The organism is Actinosynnema pretiosum (assembly GCF_024171695.1).
Taxonomy (GTDB): Bacteria; Actinomycetota; Actinomycetes; order Mycobacteriales; family Pseudonocardiaceae; genus Actinosynnema; species Actinosynnema pretiosum.
Map to the genome: position 1 here is coordinate 49583 of NZ_JAMTCF010000020.1, position 21221 is coordinate 70803.

A 21221-nucleotide genomic window follows, 5' to 3' on the forward strand; every position below is an offset into this window, starting at 1 on the left:
GCGCCCCCGCCCCCGCGAGCCGACCACCCCGTTCCCCGCCCGCTCCACCGAGAACCACCCGACCAGCCCGCCCTCCACCTCACCCTCCCGGCCACCCGACCCGCACCGCACCGAACCCACCGCCGACCGTCCCGCCGCGAACCCCACCACCCCGTGCTCGCCCCGCATACACTTTTGCCCATGACGCAAGACGAGGGCGAGCTCGACAGCCTGGTGCGCAAGCGCGTGCGCGCCCTGCGCCTGGCCCAGGGCTGGTCCCTGGACGACCTGGCCACCCGCGCCAAGCTCAGCCCGTCCACGCTCAGCCGCATCGAGAACGGTCAGCGCAGGCTCGCCCTCGACCAGCTCGTCACGCTCGCCCGCGCCCTCGACACCTCGCTCGACCAGCTCGTCGAGACCGCAGCCGAGGACGTCGTCATCAGCCCCGCGCACGACCCGTCCCACCAGGCGATGCGCTGGGCGGTCCGCGCCGATCCCGGCATGGTCGTCATCCGCCAGCGCCTGGTCGACCCGCCGCCGGACAACCCGTCGCGGCTGCGCGCGCACCCCGGTCGGGAGTGGCTGGTCGTGCTGTCCGGCACCGCCGTCCTGCTGCTCGGCAACCGCACCTACCGCATCGAGACCAACCAGGCCGCCGAGTTCCCGACCATGCTCCCGCACGCCCTCGGCGCGCTCGGCGGCCCGGCCGACATCCTCGGCATCTTCGACCGCGACGCCCGCCGCAGCCACCAGTCGAGCCAGGACTGAATCACCCGTCCCGGTGAACGGCGCTTGCGCGTCGAGCACCCCGGCGAACCACCTCCTTGCCAAATTGGCAACTGGTCGTGCGTCAGGCGCATGAAGCTCCTACCGTGGACCGCATGACCCACGCCGCTCACCAGCACTCCGCCGCAGGCCACGGACACGGCCACGGCCACGGACACGGACACGACGCCGCCACCACCCAAATCGAGATCCTGGACCTGGACGGCGAGGTCCTGGCCGACCAGATCGCGTCCATCACCGACTGGCTGCCCGTCCCCACGCCCCCGACCGCCATCGTCGACCTCGGCGCGGGCACCGGCGTCGGCACGCTCGCCCTGCTCCGCCGCTTCCCGGACGCCCAGGTCACCGCCGTCGACACCGCACCCGCCCACCTGCGCCGCCTCGTCGACAAAGCGGAAGCCGCAGGCGTTGTCGATCGAGTCCACCCGGTCGAGGCAGACCTCAACGCGCAGTGGCCACCCCTCGGCACCCCGGAGCTGGTCTGGGCCTCGGCGTCCCTGCACCACGTGGACGACCCGTCCCGAGTCCTGCGCCTGGTCCACGACCTGCTCGCCCCCGGAGGCCTGTTCGCCCTGGTCGAGCTGGCCGAGTTCCCCCGATTCCTCCCGCAGGACGCCCCCGCCGAGCGTCCCGGCCTCGAAGACCGCTGCCACGCCGCGACGCCCAAGCACGAGGGTCACGCCGACCACCGGGGCACCGACTGGACTCCTCACCTGATCGAGGCAGGGTTCACGATCGAGGCTCACCGCACCGTCACCATCAACCTCGCCCCACCCCTCCCCGACGCGGTCGGCCGCTACGCTCTGAACGCCCTGCGAGGCCTGCGCCGCCAGGCCGCCGACGCGCTGGCGCCCGAGGACCTGACCGCCCTCGACCGCCTGATCGACCCCGACGACCCGCGCAGCGTCCTGCGCAGGCCGGACCTGACCGTGCGCACCGAACGCGTCGTCTGGGCGGCCCGCAAGCAGCGCTGAGCCCCCGGTTCTCGCTGAGCCCCCGGTTCTGTCGTACCCCCGTGCTTGGCTGTGCCCCGTGACCGACGACACCGACTGGTCGACCCTGGAGCACGCCTTCGGCAGGGCCGACGACATCCCGCCGATGCTGGAGAAGCTGGCCACCGACCCGGACGCCGACACCTGGTCGGAGCTGTGGGGCTCGATCTACCACCAGGGCAGCACGTACACCGCCAGCGTCGCCGCCCTCCCGCACCTCGCGCGGATCGCCGAGCGGCGCCCGGACGCGGCGCTGGACGCCGTCGTGCTCGCGGGCCGGATCAGCGCCGCCGAGTGGCCCGACGTCGAGGACGAGCACCCGCGCGCCCTGGAGTCCCTGCGCGCCACCGCCACCGCCCAGCTCGCCGCCGAGGGCCCGGACGACGACTTCGCGGTGGCCCTCCAGGCCCTGCTCGGCCTCGGCCGCGCCCCGGAGTGGGGCGAGGACGCGTTCGACGGCGTCATCGGGGGCGGCTGCTGCGTGGCGTGCCCGTCCTGCGAGGTCGACCTGGACGTCCGCTTCCCGTCCAGCACCGGCACCGGCTGGACGGGCGTGGACACCGTCCCCGAGCCCGCCACCGAGTTCGAGGGCGTCGCCGCCTGGCTGCACGGCGAGGCGGTGCGGGCGGGAAGACCGGGGGTGGCCGCGACGCTCGCCGAGCTGTTCGGCACGATTGCCTGCGACGAGTGCGGTGAGCGCTTCGCCCTGGCAGCGGCGCTGACCGGGCTGGAGGGCGACGAGGAAGAGGACTGACGCGGGATGAGCGACGCGGTGCCGGTGCTGCTGGAGCGGCTGGAGACCGACCCCGACCCGGAGACCTGGGCGAGCCTGTGGGACGAGCTGTACCACGGCGCGGCCGACCCGGCGGCGGGCGTCGGAGCGCTGCCGCGCCTGCTGCGCGTGGCCGAGTTCCAGCCGACGGAGGCGATCGACGCGGTCGTCCTGGCGGGCAGGCTGAGCGCGGCCGGGTGGCCCGCCCCGCAGGAGTCCCAGGCCGAGGTGCTGGAGGCCCTGCGCGACCACGCGAAGGCCCAGCTCGCCGAGGCGGACACCGACATCGACACCGCCTACCTGATCGCGGCCCTGCTGGGTCTCGGCCAGGCCCCGGAGTGGGGCGAGCTGTTCGACGGCGTCGAACTCGGCGGCTACGACCTGACCTGCCCCGGCTGCGCCCGCCACCTGACCGTCCGCCTGCCGTCCACCGGCAAGGAGGACTGGCTGTCGGCCGACACCACCGCCGAGCCCGCGCTGGAGGAGGACCTCACCGGCACGGCGGAGTGGGCGTACCGCACGGCGGTCGAGTCGGGCAGCGCGGCCGTGGCGGGCGCGGTGCGCGAGCTGTTCGGCGAGGCGACCTGCCCGCACTGCGCGGCGGTGTTCGTCCCGGCGGAGCGCGTGCTCGCCCAGGGCTGACCCGAGGCTCCGGGGCCGCTCATCGGAGCGACCCCGGAGCGCGACCGCCCGCGTTCCCGTTCGGATCGGAGCGGGACGGGTGGTGGAACCACCTGACCATCCGGGCCACGCTGGCGGGCGGGTGGACCAGGAGCACGCCGTCGTGACCCGTCGCGGCCAGGAGCACCGGTCTGCCCCCGTCTTCCGCGCACCACCGCACCTCGGGCTCCGGCAGGGTGACGCGTTGCGCCCGTCCACCGGCAGGTCGCCCGACTCGGCCCGGCGCAGCACCAGGAATCCCCGTCCGCGCACGACCGCCTGCCTGGTGCGGTGGCGCTGGCGGGCAGGTGCACCCGGTACGGCAAGGTCGCCGACGCCGTCCGCTGATCTTCGCGGTGTTCGGCGCCGCGCCCTGCCGAATGCCCGGAACGGGTCAAGGCTTCAGGAACGCCAGCAGTTCCGCCGTCACGAACTCCGGGTTCTCCTCCACCAGCCAGTGCCCCGCGCCCGGCACGTCCGCCGACCGCACCACGTTCGTCAGCCTCGGCGCGACCGTCGCCCGGATCGCGTCGGACTGCCCCTGCGCGGCCAGCACCAGGGTCGGCACGTCGGTCGGCGCGGCGGCCTCGGCGGCCCGCACGTCCGCGCCGAGCGACCGGTACAGCTCGAACCCGCCCGACAGCGCCTCCGGGGCCCGGTAGGTGCGCGCGTACTCGTCGATCTCGGCCTCGCTGAACGGGGACGCGGTCGCGGTGCCGCCGAAAGCCGTGCCGTTGAAGGAGACCTGCGGGTAGAACAGCGACAGGTACTCGCGCACGTCGTCGCCCACCACCGCCTCCGGCACCCTCGGCTGCGAGTGGAACGCGATGTGCCAGCTCAGCGAGCGGTACGCCGCCTCGTCGACCGCCGGGCCGGGCAGCGGCAGGTCCAGGTAGCCCAGCCGCGCGGTGTCCTGCGGGAACTGGGCGGCGTACTGGAACGCCACCGCCGCGCCGAGGTCGTGACCGATCACGGCGGCGTCGCGGACGCCGAGGCGATCGGCGACCAGGGTGTGCGCGTAGCGGGCGAGGGTGGCTTTGTCGTAGCCGGACGGGGTTCCGGTGCTGTCGCCCAGGCCTGGCAGGTCGATCGCGTAGACGGTGTGGTGCTCGGCCAGCTCGGGCATGATCTCCCACCAGCCGTACCAGGTCTGCGGCCAACCGTGCAGCAGCACCACGGGCGACCCGCTGCCACCGGTCACGTAGTGCATCCGCACGCCGTCCACGTCGGCGAACTCGTGGCGGAACCTCCCGGCGAACTCGGGGTCGTCGCGGGTGATCGCCTCGTGCGCCGGGACCTCGTGCGCCGGGACCTCGGGTTCGGGCGCCGAACAGGCCGCGGCGCCCAGCGCGAGCAGGGCGGCCAGCGCGGTCACCAGGCGGTGTCGGGTTCTCATCTGAGCGTGTTCTCCTTGTGCCTCTTCGGTGTCAGCGCCCGGTGGCGCCGTCGATCAGCTCGCGCAGGATGTCCGCGTGACCCGCGTGGCGACCGGTCTCCTCGATCAGGTGGACCAGCGCCCAGCGGACCGAGGGCGCGTCGGGGTGGGGGAGCGGGTCGCCCAGGTCCGCGACCCCGTCGAGCACGGCGTTCGCCCGCGCGACCGCGTCCCGGTAGCGGGCCAGGACGTCGGCGACGGTGTCGGTCGGCGCGGCCAGGAAGGTCGACGGCCAGTGGATCCCCTTCTCCCCCAGGAAGGTCGCGCGCTCCACGTGCGCCAGGTGGTTGACCAGGCCGAGCAGGTTCGTGCCGGACGGGACGCCCGCGGTGCGCACCTGCGGTTCGGGGGCGCCGTCGAGCTTGGCGGCGGCGCAAGACCGCAAGTAGTCGAGGAATCCGCGCAGCACCTGGACTTCCGAGTTCCCGGTCCGGGGCGGCGGGGTGTCGTGACGGGGCATTCTCTGTCCTTTTCAGACGGTGTCAGCGGGTGCGGCGGATCAGCAGGACGTGGTCGACCACCTCGGCGCGCTGCCCGCCAGGGCCGGTCGCGACCCTGGTCGGCGACTCGCACCGCTCCACCGCCCACCCGTCCGCGTCCAGCGCCAACTCCTCGGCGACCTCGTGCGGCGGCGGGTTGTGGTCGTCCTGCCCCCACGACCAGGGCGCGGCCGATCCGTGGTCCACGACCAGCAGGCGGCCACCGGGCCGCAGCGACCGCGCGGCGGCGCGCAGGACCGACGAGCGGTCCAGGGCGAACGGGGTGTGCAGGTAGTGGGCGCAGACCAGGTCGAACCGGCCGCTCGGGAACGAGTCGGCCAGGTCGTGCCGCTCGGCGGTGACCCGGTCGGCCACGCCGTGCTCCCGCGCCAGCGCGGTCACCCGCTCGACGGCGGTGGCCGAGATGTCCGTGGCGCGCACCCGCCATCCCGCGCCCGCCAACCACAATGCGTCGCCACCGCCGCCGCACCCCAGGTCCAGCGCGTCACCGGGTTCCCACGCCCCGGCGACCTCTGTAAGACGCGCGTTCGGCGCGGGCGTGGCCGGTGGGCGGTTCGCGTGGACGTTCTCCCAGAACTCGGTCGCGCTGCTCATGAGTGCTCCTCTCCCTCGGTGCGGCCAGTCTCACCGGGAGCACCCTGAACTGGCACGGAAACTTGCCGTTTTGGCAAGATGGTGGGGTGGACCGGGAACTGGACGGGGTGCTCGACGCGGTGGGCCCCAGGCTGCGGGCGCTGCGGCGCGATCGGGGCGTCACGCTGGCGGAGCTGTCGCTGAGGACCGGCGTGTCCGAGAGCACGCTGTCCCGGCTGGAGAGCGGGCAGCGGCGGGCGACGCTGGAGTTCCTGCTGCTGCTGGCGCGCGCCCACGACGTGCCGCTGGACGACCTGGTCGGCGCGCCGCGCACCGGCGATCCGCGCATCCACCTCAAACCGATCACCCGGTTCGGCATGACGTTCGTGCCGCTGTCCCGTCGACCGGGCGGGGCGCACGCGTTCAAGATGGTCATCCCCGCCGAACCCGAACCCCTGGAACCCGCGCCGAAGACGCACGAGGGCCTGGAGTGGCTGTACGTGCTCAGCGGCCGGTTGCGGCTCGTGGTCGGGGACCGGGACCTGGTGCTGCCACCGGGGGAGGCGGCCGAGTTCGACACGTCGCTGCCGCACTGGTTGGGCAGCGCGGACGGGGGCGCGGTGGAGCTGCTGATCCTGTTCGGGCTGCACGGGGTCCGCTCGCACGTGCGACCCGACGCGAACCGGACCGGGAACGACGAGGAGCCCTGACCCCACGACGGGACCAGGGCTCCGGCGACCGGCGGTCAGCCCCGCCCGGCGCGCACGGCGGCCACGACACCGCCGTCCACCAGCAGGTCCGCGCCGGTGACGAACGAGGAACCGGGCCCGAGCAGGAACGCGGCGGCCTCGGCGATGTCGCTCGCCGTGCCGACCCGCCCGGTGCCGGACGCGGCCACCATCGCCCGCATCCGCTCGCCGCTCGCGCTCGCGAGCTCCTGCTGCCCCATGGGGGTGGCGATCACGCCGGGGCTGATCGAGTTGACCCGCGCGCCGCGCTCGCCCCACGCGCGTGAGGCGGCCTGGACCTGGAAGTGGTTGGCGCGCTTGGCGATCCCGTACGCGCCACCGGGGTTCAGCGCCGCCGGGTCCAGCTCGGGCGAGGCGATCAGCTCGGCCGCGGTCCTGGTCGCCAGCAACCGCTCCAGCTCCGGGGTGATCGGGGTCAGGTACCCGCCCATGCTGGCGATCACCACACCCGCCCCGCCCGGCGCGACGACCCGGCCGAACTCCGCCAGCACCAGTTCCACGCCGAGCAGGTCGACGGCGAGGATCGCCCGCACCGGGGCCTGCGCGGGGGAGAGCCCGGCGGTGTGCGCGACCTGCGCGACCCGCCCCAGCGCGGCGGCGGCGTCGGCCAGCGCGCGCACGGACCCCGCGTCCGACACGTCGACCCGCTGGGCGGTCACCACGTGCCCCTCGCCGCGCAGCGCGTCGGCGGCGGACGTCAGCGCGGCCTCGTCGAAGTCCGCGAGCAGCACGTGCCTGCCCGCGCCCTGGCGGTGGGCGATGGCCCGCCCCATGCCACCCATCCCGATGACCACGACCACCTCGGTGTCGCGCATGACGCCTCCCGTTCCCCGCTTCACGAGACGATTCGTCTCGTCTGGGTGCGAAGGTACCCTCCGCGAGTGGTCCAGTCGCACCCCCGCCGTCGCAGCGCGGCAGCGCACCGCGCCATCCTGGAGGCGGTGCGGGACCTGCTGCAGGAGTCCGGCTACGAGCGGCTGTCCATGGACGGCATCGCGGCGCGCGCGGGCGTGGGCAAGCAGACCCTCTACCGCTGGTGGCCGTCCAAGGCGGCGGTGGTGGCCGAGGCGACCGTCGCCGGGCTGGTGTGGAACGGCGGTGGCGAGGTCCCCGAGACCGGCGACGTGGCCGTCGACCTGCGCGCCTGGCTGACCGTCCTGGTGGAGTCCACGGCGGAGCGGGCGTCACTGGTCCGAGCCCTCATCTCGGCCTCCGCGGACGACCGGGGCGAGGCCCGCCGCCTCTACCTGCGCTTCACCGGCCCCCACCGCGACGCCGTCCTCGCCCGCCTGCGCCGCGGCGTGGACTCCGGCCAGGTGCGCCCCGACGCGGACCTGGACGCGGTCGCCGACGCCTGCGTGGGCACCCTGCTCTTCCAGGTCCTCACCGACAACGAGAACCACTCGGCGTCCCGACTGGACGGCCTCCTGCGCCTGCTCCTACCGGGCCTCCTGGTCCACCCCCAGGCCACTGGCGCCCCCGAACCACCCGGCGACCACGACTGACCTGGGCCGTCCCGCTCTGCCCCGCTGCTCACCTGGGCCGTCCCGCTCCGCCCCGCCCCGCTGCTCACCTGGGCCGTTCCGCCCCACCCCGCCGCTCACCTGGGCCGCTTCGCCCCGCCCCGTCCCGTCCCGCCGCTGACCTTGCCTTCCTCTCGCTGAGTCGGACTGCCCCACGGCGCCTGAGGCCGTCCCGCCGCTGCTCTGGGTCACCCCGTCGCCGAACCGTCCCGCCGCGCCTCGGCCGCCTCCTTCCGCCTCTGCCTCCGCCCCGACCGTCCCGCCGCACCTGGGCAGTCCCGCCGCCCTAACCGTCCCGCCGCACCTGGGCCGTCCCTCTGCCTTGACCGTCCCGCTGAGCCTCGGGCAGGCCCGCTGGCTGAGCCGTCCCGCCGCGTCTCGGGCCAGCCCACTGGCTGAGCCGGGCCACCGCCCCCCCTGAGCCGTCCCACCTCGTCGCGAACCGGCCTGTCACATCCCCAGCCCAGCCCGCCGTGTACCCGCCACCGCGCCACACCGCGCCCTTCTCATCACCCACCGCGATCAGTCGCATAACCGATCACTCGATCGTGTGGCCAACGGTGTGGGCCACCCGCCGCCCGGTTCCCGTACCGTGATCGTTTTGCCGGACGCCCGACCGGCGCGGTGATCGGAGGACGACGCGTGAGCGAGGTCTACCGGGACGAGGTCCCGGCGCACCTGAGGACCACGGCGCAACTGCGCTCGTCGGGAAGGCGACCGGTCGACCCGAGCAAGGCCGCCGCCTGGCTGGAGCGCGTCTTCGACGGCGACGTCTGGCGCACCGCCCTGCACGACGTCACCGCGACCACCCCGCTGACGTCGTCGCCCCCACGCGCCGCTGAACCAGCGCGCGCCACCACCTCACCCGCGCGCGAGGAGTCCGCGACGTGGGCCCGCGACGTCCTCGCCGACCGCGACGCGGTCGTGCTCGACACCGAGCTGACCGACTTCACCGGGCGCGTCATCGAGATCGCCGTGGTGGCCACCGATGGCGCCACCCTGCTGACCTCGCTCGTCGACCCGGAGGGCGCGCAGATCAACCCGTACGCGCAGCGCGCGCACGGCATCACCGCCCAGATGCTCACCGGCGCCCCCACGCTGGAGCAGCTGTGGCCGAAGCTCGACCACGTCCTGCGCGGCAAGCGGGTGATCGCCTGGAACGCCCCGTTCGACCTCACCAGGCTGCGCGCCGAGCACCGACGCCTCTTCGGGGACGCCGACCTCCCGGACTGGCTGACCGGCCCGTGGCTGTGCGCGATGCGCAAGCACGCGGCCTGGGTGGGCGACCGCAACACCAAGAGCGGCGGCTACCGCAACCACCGCCTGGAAGGCGGCCACCGCGCGGAGGGCGACTGCCTCGCCGCCCTGGCCTGGATCAAGCGCATGGCGGACACCGCGCCCGGCGCGGAAGCCAGCACGGAAGCGCGAGCCGACGCGGAGGCGCGAGCCAGCACGGAGGCGCACCCCGACACGGAAGCGCACCCCGACGCGGTCACGACCGGCGCACCGGCACCCGACCTGGCGACGATCCGCGAGCTGTGGCCCCAGGTCCTGGGCAAGGTCCGCGAGCACAGCCGGTCCCTGGAGGCCATGCTGGGCAAGGCGGAGCCCACCGTCGTGGCAGGCCGCGTCCTGACGATCCGCCACCCCTCCTCGGTGGTCGGCCGCAGGGTCGCGCAGAGCCAGAACCTCGACCTGCTCAACGCCGCGCTGACCGCCGTCCTCGGCCTGCCGTGGACCACGCGGGTCGCACCGCACGACCCCACCGCCTGACGGACGGGGCTTGAGTCTCAACCGCCTTGAGACCCCACAGTGGGCACCGTGAACGAAGACCAGCTGTACCCGATCGGCGACGTGGCGCGCCGAACCGGCCTGAGCGTGAGCGCCATCAGGTTCTACGCCGACGAGGGCGTGATCGAGCCGACCGCGCACACCGACGCCGGTTACCGCCTCTACGACGTGGCCGCCATCGCGCGCCTGGAGCTCGTCCGCACCCTGCGCGACCTCGGCGCGGGCCTGGACGACATCCGGGGTGTGCTCAAGGACGAGATGAGCCTGCGCGAGCTCGCGGCGGCGCACCTCGACGTCGTCGAGGACCAGATGCGCAACCTGAAGGCGAGGCGGGCCGTCCTGAGAACCATTGTGCGCCAGAACTCCGACGCCGGACAGGTCGCGCTCCTGCACGATCTGGTGAACATGTCCGACGACGCCAGGGACCGCCTGCTCAACGACTTCTGGACCGAGGTCACCGACGGCCTCCCGATCCACCCCGGCTACCAGGAGCAGCTCCGCCGCACGCGCCCCGTGCTGCCCGAGGACCCGACCGCCGAGCAGTTGCAGGCCTGGATCGCGCTGGCGGACATGGTGGGTGACCCGGAGTTCCGGACGGCCGTCCACCGCTTCTACGAGCAGGCCTTCGCCACGCCCCGCCCGAACGACCTCACCTCGCCCAGGATGGTGGCGCTGTCCGAGGAGCACAGCGCGATCGCGATGCGGGCCTGGGAGGCGGAGCGCTCCGGGATCGCGCCGGACTCGCCGGTCGCGCGGGAGCTGGCCGAGCGCCTGCTGCGGTCGACGGGGCTGATCAGCGCGGAGATGACCGGGCAGAGCATGGACGACGAGCAGTGGGCCGACCTGCGTCGGTTGATGACCGAACCGGAGGAGGACCCCGAGGTGCAGGAGGCCGTCGAAGGCTTCGCGGCGGACTTCGGCGGCGTGTTCAAGCCGTTCTTCGCACTCCTGGCGACGATCAACGACGTGCCGCTGGAGCAGCTGTGGAACACCGGTCCGAGCGACGCGTGGGTCGCGGCGGCGCTCAAGGCGGGCGGCTGACGGCAGGGTGACGGGCGGGGGGACCACTCACCCCCGCCCCGACACCACCCCCGTCCGCCAGGCCCACGCCGCCACCTCGACCCGGTTGCGCGCCACCAGCTTCCGCTGCGCGTTCCCCAGGTGCGTCTTCACCGTCGCCACCCCGAGGTGCAGCTCCCCGGCCACCTCGTCGTTGGTCCGCCCCAGCGCCACCAGCCGGACCACCTCCAGCTCCCGCTCGGTCAACGGCTCCACCAGCGCCGCCGACTCCTCGGCCTCCGCCGCGCCCCGCTCGGGCGCCAGGTGCGCCAGCAGCCGCACGGTCACGTTCGGCGAGATCATCGACGTCCCGGCCGCCGCCGCCCGCACCGCCTCCACCAGCAGCGCGGGCGACATGTCCTTCAGCAGGAACCCGCAAGCCCCGTGCCGCAACGCCCGGTACACGTACTCGTCCAGGTCGAACGTCGTCGCGATCAGCACGTTCACCGGGTCCCGCACCCCCGGCCCGGCCAGCAACCGGGTCGCCTCCAACCCGTCAACCCGAGGCATCCGGATGTCGAGCAGGCACACGTCAGGCCGCAACCTCCGCGCCTCGGACACCGCCGCCTCGCCGTCCCCGACGCTCGCCACGACCTCCATGTCCGGCTGCGCGCCCAGGATCATCCCGTACGCCGAGCGCATCATCTCCTGGTCGTCCGCGATCAGCACCCGGATGCTCATGGCAGCGATGGTGGCAGAAGGGCGACGACCCGCCACCCCACCCCCGCCTCACCGGGCCCGGCCACCAGCCGCCCGCCCGCCGCCTCCACCCGCTCGGTCAGCCCGGCCAGCCCGAAACCACCGCTGCCCAGCACCGGTTCCGCCGCCGCGCCCCCGTCGTTGACCACGCTCACCTCCAGCTCCCCGCCGTCCCCGGCACGCGCGCCCACCTCGACCACCCGCACCCCGGCCCCGTGCCGCAGCACGTTCGTCAGCGACTCCCGCACCACGTTCCGCACCACGTCCACCACGTGCGCGGGCAACCGCGTCCCGCGCAGCTCCGGGTCCACCGACGCGACCGCGCGCGGCGGTCCGGTGAACTCGCGCACCGCCTCGCCCAGCACGTCCGCCAGCAGCTCCCGCTCCCGCGCGGGCGCCTCGTCCCGCAGCACCGTGATCATGCCGCGCATCGACGTCAGCGCCTGGGACCCGGCCTTCTCGATCGCCTCCAGCATGGTGTCGAGCGCCTCCGGCGACAGCTGCGCCCCGGTGGACGTGGTGTACCGGACCGCCCGCGCCTGCGCGACGATCGCGGTCACGTGGTGCGCCACGAAGTCGTGCAGGTCCCGCGCGTACTCCAGCCGCTGCTCCTGCCTGGCCAGCGCGCTCCGGTCGGCGTGCCCGCGCTCGTGCAGCCGCAGGTACATGCCCAGCAGCACCGCGAACAGCATCCCGATGCCGATCAGCGCCCCCATGTTGACGTGCAGGTCCCGGTCCTCGTCCGCCAACCGCAGCGGCAGCGTGGCCGCGGCGACCACCAGCGGCGGCGTCAGCAGCACGGAGTGCAGCACCGGCCGCAGCACCACCACCCGCACGGTCAACCAGGCCAGCTCGATCAGCTCCACCAGGCCGAACGTGTTGTCCAGCCCCACCGGGACCTGCCGCGACAGCGCGGTGAACCCGATCGTCGCGACCAGCACCGGCAGCACCCACCGGGCCCGCGCCAGCGCGAGGGCTGGCAGCACCGCGCACACCGCGATCCCGACCGCGCCCTCCCACCGCTCCGCCGAGCCGACCTCCACCACCAGCACCCCGACGGCGAGCGCCCCGATCAGGGCGTAGAACACCACCGCGGCGATCGCGAGCGGTCGCTCCGCCGCCGACTTCCTCAGGCTGGGCATGGCCCGAACGCTACGACAGCTCCCCGCGCGCGCACCTCAACCGTTCGGTTGAGCCGCTCCCACGAGCGTCCGCCGCGCGGTTGATCCGCCGCCGCGCCGACCCGACCAGGCTCTTGCGGCGTGACGGAACACGTGGTGGCCGAGGCGGAGGCCCTCGGCAAGGTGTACGGGGACGGCGACAACGCGGTGGTCGCGCTGGCCGGTGTGTCGGCGCGGTTCGCCAGGGGCGGGTTCACCGCCGTGATGGGGCCGTCCGGCTCGGGCAAGTCGACCTTCGCGCACTGCCTGGCCGGACTGGACACCCCCACGAGCGGGACGGCCAGGATCGGCGGCGTCGACCTCGGCTCGCTGTCCGAGCGGGAGCTGACCCGGTTGCGCCGCGAGCGCGTCGGGTTCGTCTTCCAGTCCTACAACCTGCTGCCCACGCTCACCGCGTGGGAGAACGTCGTCCTGCCGCTCTCGTTGGCGGACAAGGAACCCGACAGGGCGTGGGCGGACCTGGTGGTCGGCGCGATGGGCCTGTCCGACCGGCTCGACCACCGGCCCGCCCAGCTCTCCGGCGGCCAGCAGCAGCGCGTTGCGTGCGCCCGCGCCCTGATCACCCGCCCCGACCTGGTCGTGGCGGACGAGCCGACCGGCAACCTGGACTCCCGCTCCGGCGCGCGCATCCTGGAGCTGCTGCGCCAGTGCGCCCGCGAGTGGCAGCAGACCGTCCTGATGGTCACGCACGACCCGATCGCCGCCGGGTACGCGGACCGCGTGCTGTTCCTGGCCGACGGCAGGCTCGTGGACACCATGGAGCGCCCCACGGCGGACCGGGTGCTCGACCGGATGCGCGGCTTCGACGCGCAGGCCGACACCGCGCCGCAGCAGAACCGGAGGGGGGTGCTCTGATGCTGCGCACCGCGCTGCGCTCCGTCCTGGAACGCCGCTCCCGCTTCGTGCTGCCGCTGATCGCGGTCGTGCTCGGCGTCGCGTTCACCAGCGGGGCCGTGCTCTACACCGGGTCGATCCGCGCGCAGGTCGCCGCCGCGCTGCCCGCCCCCGGCGTTGAGGTCACCACGCCGACCCCGCTGTCCGAGGAGGCGGTGCGGACCGCGACCGGCGCGGAAGGCGTTGCCACGTCGAGGGTCTACTCCTACGGCCGGGTGTTCGTGGTCGGCCGGGACGACGCGGTCGTCGGTCCGCCCGGCGCCGCGATCGGCCTCAACCGGGTGCCCGAGGAGCAGGAGCTGGTCGCGGGCGCCGAACCGTCGGGCGCCGACCAGGTCGCGCTGGAGGAGGGCACGGCCCGGCGCGCGGGCGTCGGCGTCGGCGACCGGGTCGAGCTGGTCGTCACCGGGACCGTGCGCGAGCACACCGTGTCCGGGCTGCTCAAGGCGGTCTCGCCGGAGCTGGCGCTGGGCGGCACGCTCGTCGCGTTCGACCGGGACACCGCGCGGACCCTGTTCGGCGACAGCAGGATCGTGCTCACCGCCTCGGCGGGCACCACCAACGAGGCGCTCGCCTCCGCGCTGCGCGACGTCCTGCCCGAGGACGCCTTCGTCCAGGCGGTCGACCCCGGATCGGCGCTGTCCGACAACGACAAGCTCGCCACGATCCTGCTCGTGTTCGCCGGGACCGCGCTGTTCGTCTCCATCTTCGTGGTGGCCAACACCTTCACCATGCTCGCCGCCGCCAGGGCCAGGGAGCACGCGCTGCTGCGCGCGGTCGGCGCGGACCGGAAGCACATCACCCGCGCCGTGCTGGCCGAGGCGCTGCTGATCGGCGTCGCCGCGACGGCCGCCGGGTACGCGCTCGGCGTCGGCGTTGCCGCGCTGCTGAACGAGCTGTTCGCGGTGACCGAGGTCGTGGGCGCGCCGCTCGTCCTGCTCGCGCCGGACGCGCTGCTCGCCGCGCTGGCCGTCGGCCTCTGCGTTCCGGTGGTCGCGGCCTGGGTGCCCGCGCGCCGGGCCGCCTCGATCCCGCCGATCGCCGCGCTGCGCACCGGCCAGCCGCCGACCGCGAAGTCGTTGCGGCGCAGGAACATCACCGGGATCGCGCTGACCGGGGCGGGCGCCGCGACGGTCCTGGGCGGTCTGGAGCAGCAGGACCTGGTGTACCTGGGCGCGCCGCTGCTGGTGATCGGCCTGCTCGTGCTCACCCCGCTCGCCGCGAGCGGTCTGAGCACCGCGCTCCGCCGCCCGCTCACCGCGCTGGTGGGCGTGCGCGGCAAGCTCGCCGTGGAGAACGCCCGCCGCAACCCGCGCCGCACCGCGTCCACCGCAGGCCCGCTGATGGTGTGCCTGGCGGTGTGCGCGGCGGTCACCGTGCCCGCCGTGTCGCTCGACGCCAGCGCCGCGGAGAAGGCCGCGGAGAACCAGCTCGCCGAGGTCGTGATCGCCCCGATCACCTACGCGGAGATCGCACCCGACCTGCCCGAGCGCGTCGCCGCGCTGCCCGACGTGCGCGAGGCGACCGCGTTCACCAGGTCCTACGTCGAGCTGGACGGCGGTGACGGCGGCGTCTTCGTCGCGGCCACCCCGTCCACCCTCGCCGACTTCGCCGACGTGCGGATCACCGAGGGCGAGCTGGCGGACACCGGGACCGGCGTCGCCGTCACCAGGCAGGAGGCGGAGCGGCACGGCTGGGAGCTGGGCACGACGGTGTCCGGCTCGGCGCGCGGCCACCGCTTCTCCTTGCCCGTCACGGCGTTCTTCGAGGCCCCGGAGAAGTTCGACGCCGGGATCGTCCTGCCGGTCGCGGCCGTCCCGGAGATGACGCCGTACGAGGTCCTGGTCCGCACCGACCCCGACCGCGCGGACGCGGTGCGCGACGCCATCAGGTCCACTGTGGACAACCCGACCCTGCTGGTGCGCAGCCGGGCGGACGCGGTGGCCGAGGCGGGGGCGCAGTACGAGCTGTTCCTGCGGATCCTGTACGCGCTGCTGAGCGTGTCCGGGCTGATCGGCGCGCTGGCCGTGGTGAACACCATGACGATGTCGGTGCTGGAGCGCACCAGGGAGATCGGCCTGCTGCGCGCGGTGGGGCTGGACCGGTCGCGGGTGAAGTCGTTGGTGCGCATCGAGTCCGGCGTGATCGCCCTGCTCGGGGCGGGGCTCGGGCTGGTGGCGGGTTGCCTGATCGGCGTGGTCGTCGTGCGCAGCCAGACCAGCGCCGTGGAGATCGTGCTGCCGTGGGGGAGGCTCGCCGCGTTCGTGCTGATCACCGCCGCGATCGCGGTGCTGGCGGCGCTGCTCCCCGCCCGCCGCGCCGCCGCGCTGCCGGTGCTCGACGCGGTGCGCAGCGACACGGAGTAGGGCAGGCGGTGGAACCCGGTCCGGTCGCGCCGAGGGGTCGCGACCGGACCGGGTTCCCGCGCTGGAAGCCTTGCGCCCTAACGCGTGCTGACCAGCAGCGGCACCAGCTGCTCCGCCGACGTCAACGAGCCGTGCTGCCCTGGGAACGTGCTCAGCAGCGGCTCCGCCGAGCTGCGGACCACCACCGCGCCACCGCGCGCCGCCACGACCAGGTCGCCCACGCGCGAGCGGACGTGGTCCGCCACGCGTGGGCCGAACCACCCCGCCTCGATCGCCTCCGCGCGGCTGACCACCCACGCCCGCTCGCCCAGCACCCCGGTCCACCGCGCCCGCACCGCCTCCTGCGCCCCCGGTTCCGCGTACACGTGCCGCACCCGAGGCTCGCCGCCGAGCAGCCGCACCCCCTCGCGCAGGTCCGGCTCCCGGTCGAAGTCCACCCGCTCGGTGACGCGCACCATCCCGTGGTCCGCCGTCACCACCAGCGCCCCGCCCTCGGGCAGCCGCTCGGAGATCAGCTCGGCCACCCGGTCCACCACCGCCAGCTGCGCCACCCACGACTCGCTTCCCGGCCCGTGCCCGTGGCCCAGCGCGTCCAGGTCGGCGTGGTACGCGTAGCACAGCACCCGGTCCCGCTCCCGCAGCGCCGACGCCACCCCGCTGACCAGGTCGCCCAGCGCGTGCACCCCCGCGAACTCCCCGCCGCGCAGCACCGCCCGCGTCAACCCGCTGCCCTGGAACGCCCACGGCGCCAGCACCCGCACCAGCACCCCGGCCTCGGCGGCGCGCTCGAACGCCGTCGGCGTCGGCTGCACCTGCTCCGGCGCCAGCACCGGCAGCAGGTCCCCGTGCCCGCTGTGCCGCTGCCAGCTGAGCGCGTTGACCAGCTCCTCCCCGTCCGGCCCGGACGCGGCGAAGGAGTAGCCGACGATGCCGTGCTCACCCGTCGGCAACCCGGTGCCGAGCGCGGCCACGCTGGTCGCGGTCGACGACGGGAACCCGGCGGTGATCGCCTCCCGCCCCTCGGCCAGCGACGACAGGAACGGCGCGGCGTCGGCGTGCTCCCGCAGCAGCTCCCAGCCGAGCCCGTCCACGAGCAGCACGCACGCCCGCGTCGGACCGGAGATCCCGAGCACGTCGGCCGTCCCCGGCACGCCCATCCCGGCCAGCAGCGAGGGAACGACGTCGGACAGGGCGCCCGACCCGTACCGGGGCAGCAGTGGTTCCATGCCCCCAGACCCTATCGGCGCTGATCAACCGCCGCGCACGGCACCGCGGTCGTCGGCCGCGGGGGAGGAGCACCAGTGCGGATCTTCGTGAACTACCGGCAGCGCGACCCGGACGGCGGCCTGTTACCGCACGCCCTCGCGGTGGAGGCGCTGGCCGACCGGCTGGCCGCCCTGTTCGGCGAGGGCTCGGTCCACTTCGACACGACCCTGCCGCCGGGCGAGCGCTACGCCGACGTGCTGCGCGACCGCCTCGCCGAGGCCACCGCGCTGGTCGCGGTGATCCACCCCGGCTGGCCCGCCGACCTCGAGGCCAGGCGGGACCGGCACAAGGACTGGGTGCGCGCCGAGATCGCCGAGGCCGCGCGGACGGGCAAGCGGATCATCCCGGTGCTGCTCGACGGCGCCGAACCGCCGCGCCACCAGGACCTCGACGAGGACCTGCACGCCCTGGCCGACGCGCAGGCCGTCCCGCTGAGGTTCGGCGCGTTCGACGCGGGCGTCGAGGCGCTGGCCGCCGAGATCGAGCTGCACGTCGAGCCCGCCGAGCAGCCGGTCGTGCCCCGCCCGGAACCCCTGCCCGACCGGGGACGCCTGGCGGGCGTGCTCATCGCGCTGACCGCGATGCTGCTGCTGGCACTGGTGGCCCCGCTCACCCGGAGCGCCCCCGCGCTGCTCGGCTCCGGCGCCGCCGTGGCGGTCTTCGCGCTGCTGCCGGGGATCCCGCTGGTCGTGGTGCTCGGCATGTCTGCCGCGCGGTTCGCGCTGGTCGGACCCGCGCTGTGGCTGGACGACCTGCTCACCCGCGTCACCGACCACAAGGCCTACGCGGTGTTCGGGCTCGGCGTGGTGCTGGTGTCCCTGGTCCTGCTGCTGCTCGTGGTCACCTCGGCGCTCGGCCGCTCGCCCGACGTCGTCGGCGCGGTGCTGGTGTGCTCGGTGGGCGTGCTGCTGGTCATGGGCATGCTGTGGGCGCGTGCGCAGGACTCGCGGTTGGTCTGGCCGCAGCACGTGCCCAGCCCCACCACCACCTGGGCGCGCGCCGAGCTGCTCGAGCTGGAGCGCAGGCTGCGCGGCGACTTCCCCGGCTGGACCCGCCCGCTGCCGATGTCCGCCCGCCGCACCGCCCGCGCCGCGCTCGACCGGCTCGCGGACATCCTCGACTCCCTCGCCGCGCAGCGGGAAGCGGGCAGGCGGTCCTGGTGGCGCGCCCGCAACCCGTACCTGTCCGCCGCGCACGTCGGCGCCGCGCTCGCCGCGATCCTCGTGCTCACCGCCGCGCTGCTCGTCCACTGGTCCGAGGCGGGCGCGGACGGCACGTCGGCGCTGTGGTGGCTGGCGGGGTGCGCGGCGTCCGCGCTGTGCTGCGCAGGAGCCCTGGAGCTCGACTACCGGGCCCACCGCCGCGCGCTCGACCTGACCCTGGCCACCGTCCCGGACCGCGCCGAGGCCGCGCGTGCCCGACTGGCCGACCTCAGCCGAACGTCGCTGCACGCCGCGCACCTGATCCGTGCGGGACAGCGCAGCGCCTGACCACGAGCGCTGCGCGCGACGCCGCCGTGCACCAAGCTTGATCACGACACCCGACCCGGAGTGGAGGACGTGGATGGACGCGCAGTGGTGGAAGTCGGCGGTCGTGTACCAGGTGTACCCGCGCAGCTTCGCCGACTCCGACGGCGACGGGATCGGGGACCTCGCGGGCATCACCTCGCGGCTCGACCACCTGGCCGCGCTCGGCGTCGACGTCGTCTGGCTCTCGCCGGTCTACCGGTCCCCGCACGCCGACAACGGCTACGACATCTCCGACTACCGGGACGTCGACCCGGTGTTCGGCACCCTCGACGACTTCGACCGCCTGCTCGGCGAGGTGCACGCCCGAGGCATGAAGCTCGTCATGGACCTCGTGGTCAACCACACCTCCGACGAGCACCCGTGGTTCGCGGAATCCCGCTCCAGCAAGGACAACCCCAAGCGCGACTGGTATGTCTGGCGCCCGCCGAGGGACGGCCACGAGCTCGGCGCACCGGGCGCGGAGCCCAACAACTGGTCGTCGTTCTTCTCCGGTCCCGCCTGGCAGGCCGACCCGGCCACCGGCGAGTACTACCTGCACCTGTTCGACCGCAAGCAGCCCGACCTCAACTGGGACAACCCCGAGGTGCGCGAAGCGGTCTACGACATGATGCGCTGGTGGCTCGACCGGGGCGTCGACGGCTTCCGCATGGACGTCATCAACCTCATCGCCAAGCACCCCGACCTCCCCGACGCGCCCGCCGAACCGGGTGCGCTCGGCGACGGCTTCCCTTACTACGGCACGCTTCCGCGCGTCCACGAGCACCTGCGCGAGATGCGCCGCGAGGTGTTCGACGGCCGGGAAGGCGGGTTCCTGACCGTCGGCGAGATGCCCGGCGTGACCACTCAGCAGGCCCGCGAGTTCACCGACCCGGCCAACCACGAGATCGACATGGTGTTCCAGTTCGAGCACGTCTCGCTCGACCACGGCCCCGGCGGCAAGTTCGACCCGGTGCCGCTGGACCTGCGCGCGTTCAAGGCGTCCATGGCCGCCTGGCAGGGCGAGCTCGCCGAGGTCGGCTGGAACAGCCTCTACCTGGGCAACCACGACCAGCCGCGCGCGGTCTCCCGGTTCGGCGACGACGACCGGTGGTGGCGCGAGTCGGCGACCGCGCTCGCGACCGTGCTGCACCTGCACCGGGGCACGCCCTACGTGTACCAGGGCGAGGAGCTGGGGATGACGAACTCGCCGTTCGTCGACGCGGAGGCGCTGCGGGACGTGGAGTCGCTCAACCACCTGCGGCAGGCGCTCGCCGCCGGGCAGGACGCGGACGCGGTGTGGCGCGGGGTTCGGGCGATGGGGCGGGACAACGCGCGCACGCCGGTGCAGTGGGACGGCGGGACGAACGGCGGGTTCACCACCGGGACGCCGTGGATCGCGGTCAACCCCAACAGCTCCTGGCTCAACGCCGAGGCGCAGCGCGCGGACGAGGGGTCGGTGTTCCACCACTACCGCAGGCTGATCGAGCTGCGGCACACGCTGCCGGTGGTGGTGGAGGGCGGGTTCCGGATGCTGCTGCCCGAGCACCCGGACGTGTACGCGTACGAGCGGGTGCTGGGGGAGGAGCGGCTGCTGGTGGTGGCGAACCTGAGCGGGCGGGAGCAGCGCGTCGACCTCGACCTCGGCGGCGAGGTGCTGCTGGCCAACGTGGAACCGGTCGGACCGGTGCTCTCGCCGTGGCAGGCGGTGGTGCTGCGCGGGTAGCGCTTCGGCTTCCCCCGCGCGGCGTTGATCCCTAGCCTGGGCGGGTCCGTGCTCAGGGAGGAGTGGCATGACCGGTTTCCGGCAGGCTGTCGAGGCCAGGGACGTGGCCGCGATCGAGGCGGCGCTCGCCCCGGACGTGGTGTTCCGCAGCCCGGTGGCGTTCCGCCCGTACCCCGGCAAGGCGATCACCGCCGCGATCCTGCGCGGGGTGCTGCGGGTGTTCGAGGACTTCCGGTACGTGCGCGAGATCGGCGGCGGACGGGACCACGCGCTGGTGTTCCAGGCCAGGATCGGCGAGGTGGAGGTGGAGGGCTGCGACTTCCTGCGGCTCGACGAGAACGGCCTGGTGACCGAGCTGACCGTGATGGTGCGCCCGCTGTCGGCGGCGCACGCGCTGTCGGAGACGATGGCGGCGCAGTTCCCGCAGATCCAGCGGGAGGCTGCTGAAGGCGCTGGTGGTGCGGGAGGCGGGGGTGGCGGGCGTGGCGCTGGTGGCGGGCGCGGGGGAGTGAGCGCGCAGGGAAGTGAGTGAGCGCGTGTCGGGCGGCGGCTCCGCGGTGGCTCCGCGGCGGAGTCCAGGTCGGGATGGCCGAATCAGAACGGCCATCCCGAAGGAACCGCCCCCCAGCACGGCGGAAACCGCCCAGGTACGGCGGAGCGCGTCCCGGCACGGCGGAGAGTGCTCCGGCACGGCGCGGGCCGCCCCAGCTCGGCGCGGTTCAGCTCTGACCGGGGTTGTCGGCCCAGGCACGTTGCCGAGCCCGC

19 protein-coding genes and 1 pseudogene are annotated in these 21221 nt (G+C 74.3%); 13 read left to right on the forward strand and 7 right to left on the reverse strand.

The window, feature by feature from the left end; translation table 11 throughout:
• The first annotated feature begins 180 nt into the window (after positions 1-180).
• The 4 genes from LV78_RS32560 to LV78_RS32575 all read left to right on the forward strand — a co-directional run bounded on the left by LV78_RS32560 (position 181) and on the right by LV78_RS32575 (position 3171).
• Positions 181-747 (forward strand): helix-turn-helix domain-containing protein, encoded by a 567-nt coding sequence (locus tag LV78_RS32560; protein ID WP_253849857.1) that lies wholly within the window; start codon positions 181-183, stop codon positions 745-747.
• Between the two features lie 113 nt (positions 748-860).
• Complete coding sequence (locus LV78_RS32565; RefSeq protein ID WP_253849858.1) at positions 861-1739, forward strand: class I SAM-dependent methyltransferase; 879 nt, start codon at positions 861-863, stop codon at positions 1737-1739.
• Positions 1740-1797: 58 nt separating this feature from the next.
• Positions 1798-2511: a hypothetical protein gene (locus tag LV78_RS32570; protein WP_253849859.1), complete on the forward strand. Its 714-nt coding sequence runs from the start codon at positions 1798-1800 to the stop codon at positions 2509-2511.
• A gap of 6 nt (positions 2512-2517) precedes the next feature.
• Entirely contained in the window at positions 2518-3171 is a 654-nt protein-coding gene (locus LV78_RS32575) for a hypothetical protein (RefSeq protein WP_253849860.1), read from the forward strand.
• Positions 3172-3583: 412 nt separating this feature from the next.
• On the opposite strand, the gene LV78_RS32580 is transcribed toward LV78_RS32575, so the two are convergent.
• Genes LV78_RS32580 through LV78_RS32590 form a run of 3 tightly spaced genes read right to left on the reverse strand, consistent with a single transcriptional unit; the run spans position 3584 to position 5718 of the window.
• On the reverse strand, positions 3584-4585 hold the full coding sequence (locus tag LV78_RS32580; protein WP_253849861.1) for an alpha/beta fold hydrolase: 1002 nt from the start codon (positions 4583-4585) through the stop codon (positions 3584-3586).
• A 31-nt stretch (positions 4586-4616) separates the two neighbouring features.
• Positions 4617-5084 (reverse strand): DinB family protein, encoded by a 468-nt coding sequence (locus LV78_RS32585; RefSeq protein ID WP_253849862.1) that lies wholly within the window; start codon positions 5082-5084, stop codon positions 4617-4619.
• Between the two features lie 22 nt (positions 5085-5106).
• On the reverse strand, positions 5107-5718 hold the full coding sequence (locus tag LV78_RS32590) for a class I SAM-dependent methyltransferase (protein ID WP_253849863.1): 612 nt from the start codon (positions 5716-5718) through the stop codon (positions 5107-5109).
• An 86-nt stretch (positions 5719-5804) separates the two neighbouring features.
• On the opposite strand from LV78_RS32590, the gene LV78_RS32595 reads away from it, so the two are divergent.
• Positions 5805-6407, forward strand: coding sequence for a helix-turn-helix domain-containing protein (locus tag LV78_RS32595; protein WP_253849864.1), 603 nt, complete (start codon positions 5805-5807; stop codon positions 6405-6407).
• A 35-nt stretch (positions 6408-6442) separates the two neighbouring features.
• Here the strand turns inward: LV78_RS32595 and LV78_RS32600 are convergent, their stop codons facing one another.
• Positions 6443-7261: an SDR family oxidoreductase gene (locus LV78_RS32600; RefSeq protein ID WP_253849865.1), complete on the reverse strand. Its 819-nt coding sequence runs from the start codon at positions 7259-7261 to the stop codon at positions 6443-6445.
• Between the two features lie 66 nt (positions 7262-7327).
• Between LV78_RS32600 and LV78_RS32605 the strand changes: the two genes are divergently transcribed.
• The 3 genes from LV78_RS32605 (at position 7328) to LV78_RS32615 (ending at position 10801) form a co-directional block, all read left to right on the forward strand.
• On the forward strand, positions 7328-7951 hold the full coding sequence (locus LV78_RS32605) for a TetR/AcrR family transcriptional regulator (protein ID WP_253849866.1): 624 nt from the start codon (positions 7328-7330) through the stop codon (positions 7949-7951).
• A gap of 660 nt (positions 7952-8611) precedes the next feature.
• Positions 8612-9742, forward strand: a complete 1131-nt coding sequence (locus LV78_RS32610) for an exonuclease domain-containing protein (RefSeq protein WP_253849867.1) — start codon at positions 8612-8614, stop codon at positions 9740-9742.
• 48 nt (positions 9743-9790) lie between these two features.
• Complete coding sequence (locus LV78_RS32615) at positions 9791-10801, forward strand: helix-turn-helix domain-containing protein (RefSeq protein WP_253849868.1); 1011 nt, start codon at positions 9791-9793, stop codon at positions 10799-10801.
• Between the two features lie 27 nt (positions 10802-10828).
• On the opposite strand, the gene LV78_RS32620 is transcribed toward LV78_RS32615, so the two are convergent.
• On the reverse strand, positions 10829-11500 hold the full coding sequence (locus LV78_RS32620; protein WP_253849869.1) for a response regulator: 672 nt from the start codon (positions 11498-11500) through the stop codon (positions 10829-10831).
• Positions 11497-12660 (reverse strand): sensor histidine kinase, encoded by a 1164-nt coding sequence (locus tag LV78_RS32625; protein ID WP_253849870.1) that lies wholly within the window; start codon positions 12658-12660, stop codon positions 11497-11499. The genes LV78_RS32620 and LV78_RS32625 overlap by 4 nt, the downstream gene beginning before the upstream one ends.
• A gap of 120 nt (positions 12661-12780) precedes the next feature.
• On the opposite strand from LV78_RS32625, the gene LV78_RS32630 reads away from it, so the two are divergent.
• Positions 12781-13554: an ABC transporter ATP-binding protein gene (locus LV78_RS32630; protein WP_253849871.1), complete on the forward strand. Its 774-nt coding sequence runs from the start codon at positions 12781-12783 to the stop codon at positions 13552-13554.
• Positions 13554-15959, forward strand: a complete 2406-nt coding sequence (locus LV78_RS32635; RefSeq protein ID WP_253849872.1) for an ABC transporter permease — start codon at positions 13554-13556, stop codon at positions 15957-15959. Before LV78_RS32630 ends, LV78_RS32635 begins: the two co-directional genes overlap by 1 nt.
• A gap of 77 nt (positions 15960-16036) precedes the next feature.
• On the opposite strand, the gene LV78_RS32640 is transcribed toward LV78_RS32635, so the two are convergent.
• Entirely contained in the window at positions 16037-17185 is a 1149-nt protein-coding gene (locus LV78_RS32640) for an alkaline phosphatase family protein (protein ID WP_253849873.1), read from the reverse strand.
• Between the two features lie 75 nt (positions 17186-17260).
• Between LV78_RS32640 and LV78_RS32645 the strand changes: the two genes are divergently transcribed.
• From LV78_RS32645 to LV78_RS32655, 3 genes and pseudogenes are all read left to right on the forward strand, one after another.
• Positions 17261-18715: a TIR domain-containing protein gene (locus tag LV78_RS32645; RefSeq protein WP_253849874.1), complete on the forward strand. Its 1455-nt coding sequence runs from the start codon at positions 17261-17263 to the stop codon at positions 18713-18715.
• A 73-nt stretch (positions 18716-18788) separates the two neighbouring features.
• Positions 18789-20456 carry a glycoside hydrolase family 13 protein gene (locus tag LV78_RS32650; RefSeq protein ID WP_253849875.1) on the forward strand — a complete coding sequence of 556 codons (1668 nt, stop codon included), beginning with the start codon at positions 18789-18791 and terminating at the stop codon, positions 20454-20456.
• Positions 20457-20523: 67 nt separating this feature from the next.
• A pseudogene (locus tag LV78_RS32655) lies at positions 20524-20898 on the forward strand (nuclear transport factor 2 family protein); the annotation flags it as partial.
• Between the last annotated feature and the right edge of the window lie 323 nt (positions 20899-21221).

Excerpts from the sequence above, each read along its gene's own strand:
- LV78_RS32560 (WP_253849857.1), top strand. The coding sequence starts at position 181 with ATGACGCAAGACGAGGGCGAGCTCGACAGCCTGGTGCGCAAGCGCGTG.
- LV78_RS32565 (WP_253849858.1), top strand. The coding sequence starts at position 861 with ATGACCCACGCCGCTCACCAGCACTCCGCCGCAGGCCACGGACACGGC.
- LV78_RS32575 (WP_253849860.1), top strand. The coding sequence starts at position 2,518 with ATGAGCGACGCGGTGCCGGTGCTGCTGGAGCGGCTGGAGACCGACCCC.
- LV78_RS32580 (WP_253849861.1), bottom strand. The coding sequence starts at position 4,585 with ATGAGAACCCGACACCGCCTGGTGACCGCGCTGGCCGCCCTGCTCGCG.
- LV78_RS32585 (WP_253849862.1), bottom strand. The coding sequence starts at position 5,084 with ATGCCCCGTCACGACACCCCGCCGCCCCGGACCGGGAACTCGGAAGTC.
- LV78_RS32590 (WP_253849863.1), bottom strand. The coding sequence starts at position 5,718 with ATGAGCAGCGCGACCGAGTTCTGGGAGAACGTCCACGCGAACCGCCCA.
- LV78_RS32600 (WP_253849865.1), bottom strand. The coding sequence starts at position 7,261 with ATGCGCGACACCGAGGTGGTCGTGGTCATCGGGATGGGTGGCATGGGG.
- LV78_RS32620 (WP_253849869.1), bottom strand. The coding sequence starts at position 11,500 with ATGAGCATCCGGGTGCTGATCGCGGACGACCAGGAGATGATGCGCTCG.
- LV78_RS32625 (WP_253849870.1), bottom strand. The coding sequence starts at position 12,660 with ATGCCCAGCCTGAGGAAGTCGGCGGCGGAGCGACCGCTCGCGATCGCC.
- LV78_RS32635 (WP_253849872.1), top strand. The coding sequence starts at position 13,554 with ATGCTGCGCACCGCGCTGCGCTCCGTCCTGGAACGCCGCTCCCGCTTC.
- LV78_RS32640 (WP_253849873.1), bottom strand. The coding sequence starts at position 17,185 with ATGGAACCACTGCTGCCCCGGTACGGGTCGGGCGCCCTGTCCGACGTC.
- LV78_RS32650 (WP_253849875.1), top strand. The coding sequence starts at position 18,789 with ATGGACGCGCAGTGGTGGAAGTCGGCGGTCGTGTACCAGGTGTACCCG.